This window comes from Gillisia hiemivivida, from assembly GCF_007997295.1.
GTDB lineage: Bacteria > Bacteroidota > Bacteroidia > Flavobacteriales > Flavobacteriaceae > Gillisia > Gillisia hiemivivida.
The window spans coordinates 93,913-106,770 of the sequence record NZ_VORY01000003.1; the positions used below are offsets into that span (position 1 = coordinate 93,913).

General features: G+C 35.6%; 10 protein-coding genes. 7 read left to right on the forward strand and 3 right to left on the reverse strand.

The window, feature by feature from the left end:
- Positions 1–13: 13 nt before the first annotated feature.
- Entirely contained in the window at positions 14–1,270 is a 1,257-nt protein-coding gene (locus ES724_RS04510; protein ID WP_146930150.1) for a sigma 54-interacting transcriptional regulator, read from the reverse strand.
- Between the two features lie 76 nt (positions 1,271–1,346).
- On the reverse strand, positions 1,347–2,792 hold the full coding sequence (gene miaB, locus ES724_RS04515; protein WP_146930153.1) for a tRNA (N6-isopentenyl adenosine(37)-C2)-methylthiotransferase MiaB: 1,446 nt from the start codon (positions 2,790–2,792) through the stop codon (positions 1,347–1,349).
- A gap of 176 nt (positions 2,793–2,968) precedes the next feature.
- Here miaB and topA point away from each other — a divergent pair, with 176 nt between their 5' ends.
- The 7 genes from topA (at position 2,969) to ES724_RS04550 (ending at position 12,487) form a co-directional block, all read left to right on the forward strand.
- Positions 2,969–5,506, forward strand: coding sequence for a type I DNA topoisomerase (topA, locus tag ES724_RS04520; RefSeq protein ID WP_146930156.1), 2,538 nt, complete (start codon positions 2,969–2,971; stop codon positions 5,504–5,506).
- 3 nt (positions 5,507–5,509) lie between these two features.
- Positions 5,510–6,673, forward strand: a complete 1,164-nt coding sequence (locus ES724_RS04525; protein WP_146930159.1) for a formimidoylglutamase — start codon at positions 5,510–5,512, stop codon at positions 6,671–6,673.
- 114 nt (positions 6,674–6,787) lie between these two features.
- On the forward strand, positions 6,788–8,152 hold the full coding sequence (gene porK / locus ES724_RS04530; protein WP_146930161.1) for a T9SS ring complex lipoprotein PorK/GldK: 1,365 nt from the start codon (positions 6,788–6,790) through the stop codon (positions 8,150–8,152).
- A gap of 57 nt (positions 8,153–8,209) precedes the next feature.
- On the forward strand, positions 8,210–8,860 hold the full coding sequence (porL, locus tag ES724_RS04535; RefSeq protein WP_146930164.1) for a type IX secretion system motor protein PorL/GldL: 651 nt from the start codon (positions 8,210–8,212) through the stop codon (positions 8,858–8,860).
- A gap of 54 nt (positions 8,861–8,914) precedes the next feature.
- On the forward strand, positions 8,915–10,456 hold the full coding sequence (gene porM, locus ES724_RS04540; protein ID WP_146930167.1) for a type IX secretion system motor protein PorM/GldM: 1,542 nt from the start codon (positions 8,915–8,917) through the stop codon (positions 10,454–10,456).
- Positions 10,457–10,469: 13 nt separating this feature from the next.
- Positions 10,470–11,363 (forward strand): type IX secretion system ring subunit PorN/GldN, encoded by an 894-nt coding sequence (gene porN / locus ES724_RS04545; RefSeq protein ID WP_146930170.1) that lies wholly within the window; start codon positions 10,470–10,472, stop codon positions 11,361–11,363.
- A 62-nt stretch (positions 11,364–11,425) separates the two neighbouring features.
- On the forward strand, positions 11,426–12,487 hold the full coding sequence (locus ES724_RS04550; protein WP_146930173.1) for an NAD(P)/FAD-dependent oxidoreductase: 1,062 nt from the start codon (positions 11,426–11,428) through the stop codon (positions 12,485–12,487).
- Here the strand turns inward: ES724_RS04550 and ES724_RS04555 are convergent.
- Positions 12,469–12,846, reverse strand: a complete 378-nt coding sequence (locus ES724_RS04555; protein WP_146930175.1) for a DUF983 domain-containing protein — start codon at positions 12,844–12,846, stop codon at positions 12,469–12,471. The two genes, ES724_RS04550 and ES724_RS04555, sit on opposite strands and share 19 nt — an antisense overlap.
- Between the last annotated feature and the right edge of the window lie 12 nt (positions 12,847–12,858).

Below are 12,858 nucleotides of genomic sequence, written 5' to 3' on the forward strand. Positions count from 1 at the left end.
TATCAAATTTGAGTTAAAGATCATATTGCTTAATCTTCCTGTATAAGGTACGCTCGCTTATGCCCAATTCTTCAGCAGCATTTTTTCTTTTTCCGCTGTGTCTTTCCAAAGATTTTTTAATAAGTTCTAATTCTTTATCCTGTAAAGAAAGGGTTTCTTCCTCTTCTATTTCTTCAGCAAAGTAGTATTTATCTTCTTTTTCTTTAGAAGAATTTTGAGGTATCTGTAAAATGTTAAGCTCTTCCTCGTTTAGATCTTCTATATCTTGCTCATCATCATCATTCTCCCCATATATTTTCTGGATCAATCCTTCATGTTCATCTTTTGCATCCTTAAGATTTCCACTTTCCATCAATTTCATGGTGAGTTTCTTGAGGTCGTTCAAGTCACTTTTCATATCAAAAAGAACTTTGTAAAGGATCTCTCGCTCATTGCTAAAATCGCTTTCTTTCTTTTTTTCTGAAATAACAGCTGGTAAATTGCTTCCAATATTGGGAAGGTAGCCTTTTATCAGAGGGCCGTTAATATTTCTTTCCTGTTCTAAAACAGAAATTTGTTCAGCAACATTTCGTAATTGGCGAATATTTCCACCCCATTGGTATTTCTGAATAAGTTCTACTGCAGCATCCTCTAACCTAATGGTAGGCATCTTATATTTGATAGCGAAATCTGCTGCGAATTTTCTAAATAACAAATGGATGTCGTCTTTTCTATCCCTTAGAGGCGGTAGATTGATTTCTACGGTGCTCAATCTATAATAAAGATCTTCTCTAAACTTTTCTTTTTTAATAGCATCAAACATATTAAGGTTTGTAGCGGCTACAATTCTAACATTTGTCTTTTGAACTTTTGAAGATCCAACTTTTATAAACTCGCCATTTTCTAAAACTCTAAGTAATCTTACCTGAGTGGTTAATGGAAGTTCTCCTACTTCATCTAAAAATATAGTTCCTCCATCTGCAACTTCAAAATAACCGTTACGGGTTTGTGTTGCTCCTGTAAAAGCCCCTTTTTCGTGACCAAATAATTCACTGTCTATAGTTCCCTCTGGAATTGCGCCGCAGTTTACAGCAATATATTTCCCGTGTTTTCTATGAGATAAGGAATGTATTATTTTAGGAATACTTTCTTTACCAACACCACTTTCTCCTGTAACCAAAACAGAAATATCTGTAGGAGCTACTTGGATAGCTTTTTCTACTGCACGATTTAGTACCTGATCGTTCCCTATGATCTCAAATCGCTGTTTTATTGCTTGAACTGATTCCATATATTTCTTACCTATTGCTTATTGGCTTGCGCCAGGTTGCAACTTTAAATTTATATAATTTTTTATTGGTGGTTTACTAATTATGGATGCTGTATCCAATAGGTTTACCAATTAAAGTCCCACTTGTACAGTCGGTAATTTCAACATTTACGAAATCTCCAATCTTATAGGTGTCTTTATCAAAAACAGCAACCGCATTATAGGTAGTTCTACCACTCCATTGCTTGTCAGATTTTTTTGACTCTCTTTCTATAAGTACTTCTACTGTTTTGCCAATATAACCTTGTGTTCTAAGAAGTGAATGTCCTCGCTGAAGTTTTACAATTTCAGCAAGTCTTCTTTGTTTTGTGTCTTCAGGAACATCATCTTCAAATTTCTTAGCACCTAATGTTCCAGGTCTTTCAGAATAGGAGTACATATATCCAAAATCGTATTTAACATGTTCCATTAAAGATAAGGTGTCTTGATGATCTTCTTCAGTCTCACCACAAAATCCTGCGATCATATCCTGAGAAATGGCACAATCTGGGATTCTTTTTCTTATGTTATCTATAAGTGTAAAATATTCTTCTCTTGTGTGAAGCCTGTTCATTCTTTCCAACACCTTATTACTTCCGCTTTGCAATGGTAAGTGGATGTGCTTGCAAATATTTGGATATTTTACCATCATATCTACAACATCCATCGTCATATCCTGAGGATTAGAAGTAGAAAAACGAATACGTAATTTAGGATGGGCTTCAGCAACAATTTTTAATAGTGTTGCAAAATTGGTTGCAGTTGCTTTTTGTATTTCAGAAGCATTCTTAAAATCTTTTTTAAGTCCGCCGCCATACCACAAATAACTATCTACATTCTGGCCTAGAAGAGTGATCTCTTTAAAACCTTTACTGGCCAGATCATTTACTTCTTCTATAATACTCTGCGGATCCCTACTTCTCTCACGTCCTCTTGTAAAAGGCACCACGCAGAAAGTACACATATTATCGCATCCTCTGGTAATAGAAACCAATGCAGAAACTCCATTGCTTTGCAATCTTACTGGCGAGATATCTCCATAAGTTTCATCTTTAGAAAGAATTACATTCACTGCATTTCTTCCCTCTTCAACTTCACTAATAAGATTGGGAAGATCTTTATAAGCATCTGGTCCCACTACGAGATCCACGATCTTTTCTTCTTCTAAAAATTTGCTTTTTAAACGCTCTGCCATACAGCCAAGAACCCCAACCTTCATTTTCGGGTTTATTCTTTTAACAGCATTGTATTTTTGTAAGCGCTTTCTAACAGTTTGTTCAGCCTTATCTCTAATAGAACAGGTGTTTACTAAAACCAGATCTGCATCTTCAAGATTTTTTGTGGTATTAAAGCCCTCTTTTTCAAGTATGGATGCTACAATTTCACTATCGCTAAAATTCATTGCACAGCCATAGCTTTCAATGAATAACTTCCGTTTGTTTTCGGCTTTCGGCTCTATAACTAAGGTGTTTCCCTGTAATTTTTCATCTATGATCTTCTCCATATGTCAATCGTGTCCTATAGGTAATTTAGCTTGCAAAGATAGGTTTTACTGCGATTATGACAAAGTGACAGCACTAAAAATTCTAGAGATTAATTTCCCTTGTTTAGTGGAATTTTCAGGATTTTGAGTGCATATTTAAAAATTGCTCTACTTTTGCAGCTAGAAAATAGACAAACATGGCAAAGAATTTAGTGATTGTAGAGTCTCCGGCCAAAGCCAAAACCATCGAGAAATTTTTAGGGAAGGATTTTACTGTAATGTCCAGTTTTGGTCACATAGCAGATCTACCTACCAAAGAATTAGGAGTGGATACGGAAGGGGATTTTAAACCTAAATATATAGTATCTAAGGATAAGAAGGATGTTGTAAGTAAACTGAAGAAGCAGGCAAAAAATGCTGAAATGGTTTGGTTAGCGAGTGATGAAGACCGGGAGGGAGAAGCAATCGCATGGCATTTAGCAGAAGAGCTTAAACTAGATAAAAATAGAACTAAAAGAATAGTATTTCACGAGATCACCAAAACAGCTATCTTAAAAGCGATCGAAAACCCTCGTGATATTAATTACGATCTCGTAAATGCTCAGCAAGCAAGAAGAGTATTAGATAGATTGGTGGGATACGAACTTTCTCCTATATTATGGAGAAAAGTAAAAGGTGGGCTTTCTGCGGGAAGGGTGCAATCTGTCTCTGTGCGTCTTATTGTAGAGAGAGAGCGTGAGATCGAAGGTTTTACTGCGGAAGCTTCCTATAGAATAGATGCAGAATTTACTACGGAAGAAGGAAAGACCTTAAAAGCGAAATTGCCTCGTAATTTTGATACTAAGGAAGAAGCTGAAAAGTTTCTTTTAGAAAATCAGCAGGCTAATTTTAAGGTAGCAGATCTAACCACTAAGCCAGCTAAGAAATCTCCAGCACCTCCATTTACAACTTCAACGCTTCAGCAAGAAGCATCCAGAAAGTTATATTTTTCAGTAAGTAAAACCATGACTATGGCGCAACGTTTATACGAAGCGGGTCATATTACTTATATGAGAACAGATAGTGTGAACTTATCTGATGATGCCCGAAAAGGTGCAAAAGATGAAATTCTAAAGGCTTACGGGGAGAAATTCAGTAAAACTAGACAATTCAAAGGCAAATCTAAGGGAGCACAAGAAGCTCACGAAGCGATTAGACCTACACTTTTTGAAAATCATACGGTTAATGCAGATCGCGATCAAGAGCGTTTGTACGAATTGATCTGGAAAAGAGCCATCGCATCTCAAATGAGTGATGCTCAATTGGAGCGTACTAACGTTAAGATTGAAGCAGATAAACACGATAAAAATTTCACTGCAAATGGAGAAGTGTTGAAATTTGAAGGTTTCTTAAAAGTGTATTTAGAAGGAAGTGATGATGAAGATGAAGAGCAAGAAGGAATGCTTCCGGCACTAAGAGTAAATGAAAAATTAGACAACAATTATATTACCGCTACAGAGCGTTTTACGAGACCTCCTTATAGATATACCGAAGCTTCTTTGGTAAAGAAATTAGAGGAATTGGGAATTGGAAGACCTTCTACCTATGCACCAACTATTTCTACAATCCAGAATCGTAATTATGTAGAAAAAGGAACTGTAGATGGCATTGAGCGAAAATATGCGCAGTTAAGATTGAAAAATGATAAATTCAGTGAACAGGAATTAACTGAAAATATTGGAAGTGATAAAGGGAAGTTAGTGCCTACCGCAGTTGGTCAGGTAGTAAACGACTTTTTAGTGATGCACTTTTCTAATATATTAGATTATAATTTTACAGCAAAAGTAGAGCAGAGTTTCGATGATATTGCAGAAGGAAATGAAGAATGGACGAAAATGTTGAGAGACTTTTATTCTGAATTTCATCCTCAAGTATTGGATGTCGCAGCAAACGCAGATAGAGAAGTAGGGGAGCGAATTCTAGGAGAAGATCCTGAATCAGGAAAACCTGTGAGTGTGCGTTTAGGTAAATTTGGGCCGATGGTGCAAATTGGATCTGTAGAAGATGAAGAGAAACCAAGATTTGCGGGATTAACTCCAAATCAATCCTTGGGTTCTATTACCTATGAAGAGGCTATGGATCTTTTCAAACTTCCCAAAGAAATCGGGGTATGGGAAGGAGAACCAGTGGAGGTGAATAACGGAAGGTTTGGACCTTATGTAAAATATTCTGGAAAATTCGTTTCTTTAGATAAGGGTGAAGATCCGATGAGTGTAGATATGGAACGCGCTTTAGAGCTTATTGAAGCTAAAGAAAAAGCAGATGCTCCTATATATTTTTACAACGAGCTTCCTGTGCAAAAAGGAGTTGGAAGATTTGGCCCCTTTTTGAAGTGGAATAATATCTTTATCAACGTTAATAAAAAATACGATTTTGATAATTTAACCGATGCGAATATTGAAGAGCTTATCAAGGATAAGATCCAAAAGGAGATAGATAAAGTGCTTCATAACTGGGAAGATGAAGGGATTCGAGTTGAAAAAGCGCGATGGGGACGCTCTAATATTATCAAGGGAAAAACCAAGATCGAACTACCTAAAACTGTAGATGCAACTAAATTAACATTGGTTGAGGTGCAGGAAATAATAGAAAAGAACACTAAGAAAAAGCCTGCAAAAAAGAAAGCTGCTGCTAAGAAAAAGGCTCCAGCAAAGAAAACTGCCGCTAAAAAGAAACCAGCTCCAAAAAAGAAGTAATTGATGGATTTTGAATTTTTAAGACCTTTAGACCAGCAATTGTTTGAAGAAATTGTTACGGCAGAAGCACATAACTTGGGAAGCCAGTTGTTGGTTCATACCCAGTCCTCAGGAATTCCTGATCTTGAAAATGTACAAATAGCAATAGTTTCAGTAAATGAAAATAGATTGGTAGAGGGATATGAAGATGAGTTTCTTAATTTCAATAAAATAAGAAGATCTTTTTATAGCCTTTTCCCAGGAAACTGGCATTTAAATATTGCAGATCTTGGTTCTATAGAAAAAGGGGAGACAGTAGAAGACACCTATTTTGCATTACAGTCTTTAGTAAAAGAGTTGCTTAAGAAAAATATTATTCCAGTAATACTAGGAGGAAGTCAAGATCTAATTTATGCACAATACAGGGCGTACGATTTTGTAGAACAAATGGTGAATCTTGTTAATGTAGATTCAAGATTTGACCTTGGAGATGCAGAAAAGTCAATAAGCAACAAGTCCTATATTGGAAAGATAGTAGTAAATAAACCCTATAACTTATTTAATTATTCTAATGTTGGCTATCAAACATATTACAACTCTCAGGAGGAAATAGGTTTGATGGAACGTTTGTTTTTTGATGCTTTTAGATTGGGAGAGGTTTCAAATAATATAAGAATAGTCGAGCCAGTAATGAGAGATGCAAACTTGGTTGGCATAGATCTTAATGCTGTAAATGCTTCTTCTATTAATAGTTCACCAAACAACTCTCCAAACGGATTTGATGGAAAGGAAATTTGTGCTCTAGCGCGTTATGCTGGGATAAGCGATAAAGTTTCTTCTTTTGGGATTTATGAATATACTTCCAATTATTCTGAAACTGGAAACATGTTAATAGCCCAGATGATCTGGTATTTTATAGAAGGAGTAAATTATAGGTCTAATGAAAATACCCTATCTGCTAAAAAAGATTTTATTAAATATCAAGTGCCAATAGAAGAAGAAATTTTAGTGTTTTTTAAAAGCCCTAGAACCGGAAGGTGGTGGATAGAAATACCTTTTATTTCAAATTCTAATACTAAATTGAAAAGGCACACGTTATTACCTTGCAACCATGAGGATTACTTAGAGGCTTGCAACCAAGTTATTCCGGAAAGATGGTATAAGACCAAAAGGAAGAACGAAGTTTAAAATTTTGTAAGCATATTCATATATTACTGTATTTTTGCAAAAAGTATTGTTTTTTAAAATTTATTTGGATAGGTTTACTACCTAAATCAAATATGTCATAACCAGAGAGATATTATGAAGAAATTATTTTCGCTTATTGCTGTAATAACATTGCTTTATAGCTGTAACAGTGGTGATCGTGGGCAGCTTGTAGGTGCAGAAGGTAAGAGGTGGAATCCGGAGAAGCCCTTTGGAATGACGCTAATACCAGGCGGAGCATTTATTATGGGAAAGGCAGATGATGATATTGCTGACGCGAAAAATGCGCCAACTAAAACGGTTACAGTGCGTTCTTTTTATATGGATGAAACAGAGATCACTAATTCTGAATACAGACAATTCACTGATTGGGTGCGTGATTCTATTGTTAGAATGAATCTTGCTATCGAAGCCGATTTTGAAGGGGCAACCGCAGGTCAAGAGGGTATCGGAGAGTTTGCATTCCTTGATTCTGACGAGGCAGACATGACGGTCTATGAGAAATACATGTATGATAACTACACTCAATTTTCTGAAGATTATCAAGGAAGAAAACTGAATAAAGATATCGATATCATCTGGGATACTAGAGATTATCCAGACGAAGCTTATGCTCGAGTAATGGATTCTATGTATATCCCTTTAGAAGAATCTTATAACGGTCAAAGAACCATAGACGTTAAAAAGTTGAAATTCAAGTACCGTTGGATGGATATACAGAAAGCGGCAAGAGCAAAAACTCAAAAGAGAAGTGACTTTATAGTTACTGAAGAGATAAATGTTTATCCAGACACCACGGTTTGGATTAAAGATTTCAATTACTCTTATAATGAACCAATGCATAATGATTATTATTGGCATACTGCCTTTGATGATTATCCTGTAGTGGGTGTTAGCTGGAAACAAGCTAAAGCTTTTACTCAATGGAGAACATTGTACCATAATGCTTTCAGAAAATCTAAGGGAGATCACGATGTTCCTTTTTATAGGTTACCTACTGAAGCAGAATGGGAATATGCTGCTAGAGGTGGTTTACAATCTGCAACCTTCCCTTGGGGTGGGCCGTATGCTAAGAATGACAGAGGTTGTTTCATGGCAAACTTTAAACCTCTAAGAGGAGATTATGCTGCAGATCAAGCTTTGTATACTGTAGAGGCAAAATCGTATGAGCCAAATGATTATAATTTATATAACATGGCAGGAAACGTTTCAGAATGGGTGAACTCTTCATACGATCCAGCGGCTTATGAATATATGTCTTCTATGAACCCTACCGTTAATGATGAAAATGATATGCGAAAGGTAGTGAGAGGTGGTTCCTGGAAGGATGTTGCTTATTTCTTACAGGTAAGTACAAGAGATTACGAATACTCGGATACAGCAAGAAGTTATATTGGTTTTAGAACAGTTCAAGATTATCTTGGAACAGATGTTACTCTAAACCAATCTCCAAGAAATTAAAATAATTAACAAGAACCCAAATTAATAATAACCCACAAGAAATAATCATTTAATATCATGGCAAATTCAAGAAACGTAAAGAAGATAACAAATATGGTGTACGGTTTAGGTGCATCTGTAGTAATTTTGGGAGCTTTATTTAAAATTATGCACTGGCCTTTTGGTAATGAATTTTTAATTGCTGGTTTAGTAACAGAAGCATTGGTATTTGCTTATTCTGCTTTTGAACCCGTAGATGATGATCTTGACTGGGCGTTAGTATACCCAGAATTAAATGGAGGTTCTGCGGCTGCAAGACATAATGCTTTAATTGAAGAAGATAAAGAAACTGAAGCATCTCTATCTAAGAAGTTAGATGTAATGCTGAAGGAAGCTAAAATAGATGCTAATTTAATGGAAAGCCTTGGAACAAGTATCCGTAATTTTGAAGGAGCTGCAAAAGGGATTGCTCCAACAGTAGATTCTATGGTTTCTCAAAGAAAATATTCAGAAGAATTAAGTGTAGCTGCTGCCCAAATGGAAACATTGAATAACCTATATAAAGTTCAAGTAGAGTCTTCAGCTAGACAATCAGAGATAAACGAAGAAGTTGCTGAAAACGCAAGTAAATTAAAAGATCAGATGAGTTCAATGGCTGCTAACCTTTCATCATTAAATGGAGTTTATGGTGGTATGCTTACTGCAATGAATGTGAACGTAAAAGCATAATTATTTAGTTGTAACGACTAGAAGAGATCTAATAAAAAACTAAACTAATTATACATGGCGTCTGGAAAACAATCACCAAGACAGAAGATGATTAACCTAATGTACTTGGTTTTCATTGCAATGTTGGCTTTAAATATGTCTAAAGAGGTACTTACCGCTTTTGGACTAATGAATGAAAAATTAACAGAATCTAATGCTACAACTGCACAACGGAATAATGCGTTTTTGGCAGGTTTAGAGGAAAAAGTAAGTGAGCAGCCTGAAAAATATACCATTTTGAAAGAGAAAGCGGATAAAATTGATGTTTTATCTGAAGATTTCAATTCGTATTTAGAAAACTTGAAAACTGAGATATTATCAGATGTTGATGATAAGCAACAATATGAGGAAATGGATAAGTCCAATAAATTGGATGGTTTGTTTTTTCAAAGCGGAAGAGTTAGCCCGAAAGGACAAGAATTTTTAGATAAAATGAGTGGTTACAAAAATGGAGTTGTATCTATTATTGGTGACGAAAAAGGATTTGAAAAAATAGTACAGAATGTCCAAGCAGAATTTTCAACTGAATCTGTTAAGGTAGATGGTGCAAATGTAGAGTGGTTAAAATACCGTTATGAAGGTTTTCCTTTAGTAGCTTCGGTAACTCAGCTAACCCAAACTCAAGCAGATATTAAATCTACTGAAAGTGAAATTCTTTCTGCAATGTTATCTGGACAATTACAAAGTGAAGTTTCATTAACAAACTATGAAGCTATTGTTGTTCCCTCTAAAACAGCATTCTTTAGTGGTGAAAACTTCAAAGGGAAAGTAGTTTTAGGAAGAGTAGATAAGACACTTAAATTTGACAATGTTATTGTTAATGGTAAGAAAATTGAAAGCTCTCAAGCAGGGCAGGTAGTTTTAGACTTTCCGGCTGGTAATGTTGGAGAGCAAGAGATTAGAGGAGAAATTCAATTTAAAGAAGGGGATTCTATAGTTAAAATTCCAATTACTAGTTCTTATGCGGTAATACCAAAACCCAATTCGGCAGTAATTTCTGCAGATAAAATGAATGTAGTATATCGTGGGGTTCAAAACCCAATGACTATCTCTATTCCTGGTGTAGCTAGTGTTACTGCAAATGCTCCAGGGTTAAGATCGACAAGTGGTGCGGGGAATTATATGATGGATGTTACAACACTTCAAGCAAGAGAAGTTACAATTAGCGTAAGTGGAAAACTACCTGGAGGAGAAACTGTTTCAGACAAAAAAAGTTTTAGAGTAAAAGATATTCCTAGACCGGTTGGAACTATTCGTGGGGAAGATGGTGCTGTAAAAATGCAACGTAGCAGTTTAGAGATCTCTGAAGTTGGTGCAACATTGCCTGATTTCGATTTTGAGATAGGTTTACGTGTTACAGGTTTTAGTTTTAGTGTTTCTGGTCAACCTACTATTAGAGTAAATGGTGCTAGGTTGGATGCTGCAGCTAAAGCGGCGTTAAGACGCGCAGGAAGAGGAGAGACCGTACAAATATTCGATATTGAAGCTACATTAGCTACCAATAGTGGATATAAACTTAAGAAAGTGTCTCCGGTATTTGTGGAGTTAACAAATTAATAAATTCATTATAATGAAGTGGAATCAGATTTTGATTGGTGTATTTGGATTGCTTATTACCGGATCGGTAATGGGACAGGCAAATATGTTAAATGCGACTTCTCCAGACCAGATTGGACAGTTATCTGAGGGGGAGAAAGCTGTGAAGAAAGAAAGCAAGCCATTGCCTTATGGTTTTGTAGATGACAGAGATGTCTTATGGTCTAAAAACACATGGGAGATCATAGATCTAGATGAACGCGTAAATTTCCCAATGTATTACCCTATAGATACCAATAACATTGGTTCTAATAGAAGATCACTTTATGATGTTCTTATGACGGGGATCAAATCTGGAAAAATCAAGAATATCTATGCAGATTCCTACTTCAATGAAAAGAGAACTTTAAGCGATATTAGTGCTGCTATCTCTAAAATTGATACTACAGACCTTGGGGTTGAGCAGTACAATGCAGGAGAAGAAATAGATCAGCAATTTATTGATAGAAGAGATATTACTTCTGCAGACATTGCAGAATATCATATTCGTGGAATGTGGTATTTTGACAAACGTATGGCAGAATTGAAATACAGAATATTAGGAATCGCTCCAGTAGCTCCAGATGTTAATTTTATTGATGAAGAAGTTCCTGCCCTAGTTGAGTTATTTTGGGTATGGTTCCCGGATGCGCGAGAAGTGTTATTTGATAATAATGCTTTTAATGGAAGCAACACGGCACAATCTATAACTTTTGATCATTTACTGAATGCAAGAAGATTCAGTGCAGTGATCTATAAAGAAGATAACGTGCAAGGAGATCGTGAGGTAGATGAGTATATTGCAGAGAATGCATTTATGCAGCTATTGGAATCTCAAAGGATCAAGGAGCAAATTCGAAATTTCGAACAAGATATGTGGAACTACTAAGTTTCAAATTTTAAATAGATTAAGCGCTCCGGAATTTCCGGGGCGTTTTTCAATTATACGCTATGTTGGATTATATTATTGTGGGTTCCGGATTAAGCGGAATTGCCGTTGCTGAAAAGTTGCTTTCTAAGGACAAAAAGATTCTGGTATATGATGATAACTCCCAATCTTCCTCTACAGTTGCCGGAGGCATATACAATCCAGTGATATTAAAAAGATTTACATTGGCCTGGAATGCTAATGAACAATTAGATACCGCTCTTTCATTTTATAGATCGTTAGAGAGAAAATTAGAGATAAGCCTAATCCATCCATTACCAATTTATAGAAGATTTCATTCTATAGAAGAACAGAACAATTGGTTTTCTGCAATGGATAAACCTTATTTGAGTAGATTTTTAGATGAAAAGTTAGTCTCAACTATAAATCCACATATTCCCTCATCATTTTATTTTGGTCATGTTAGAGAAACCGGCGTTGTAAATACAGAACTCCTACTTGAAAAATATCGGGCTTATTTAACGGAGATAAATTCATTTCAGCAAGAAACCTTCGATTTTGATCAATTTGAAGTAAATGAGGATCACTGCATTTATAAAAATAGGAGAGCTAAAATGATCATCTTTTGTGATGGCTTCGGATTAAAAACAAATCCATATTTCAATTACTTGCCTTTAAATGGAAATAAAGGGGAATATTTAATTATTAAAGCTCAAGATTTAAAACTGGAAGTTGCAGTAAAATCTTCGGTATTTATTATTCCGCTTGGAGAAGATCTTTATAAGGTTGGCGCAACTTATAATAATTGGGATAAAACAAAAGAACCGACTCTGGAAGGAAAAAACTACTTGTTGGAAAAATTAAACGGATTCTTAAATTGTGATTTTGAGATTGTAGATCAAGTTGCCGGAATTCGACCTGCAGCTAAGGATAGAAAGCCGCTCGTAGGGAAACATCCCAAACATGGAAATATGTATTGCTGCAATGGCTTTGGAAGTCGAGGAGTGTTAATAGGGCCTACAGTAGCTTCAGAATTGATTAACTACATAGAAGATTCAGTAGCACTTTCCGAAGAAATAGATATAAATAGATTTGCTAAATTATATCAGGCAGCGTCGTCATAACTTAGAAACATATTTATCCAGATATTTCTGGATAATCTAAGAATTATTGGCATTAATACAATCAAGCTTATTGTAATAGTAATAAAGGTGGTCATCAGTCCGCCGCCAAGAAAAACATAAGAGATTATAAAAGCGGCAACAGATACTGCAACTCCTAAAGCATAGCTTACATACATAGCTCCAAAGAAAAAAGAAGGTTCTATTTTATATTTTGTTCCGCAATTGGAACATCTTTCGTGCATTTTTAAAATATTTTGCAGCCTATATGGGTTGGAATCCATGTACATACTTTCCTCATGACACACCGGACAAGTCCCTGTTAGTATACTATATGATTTTGAGCCCTTTAAGAATTGCATTTCTATTTTTTT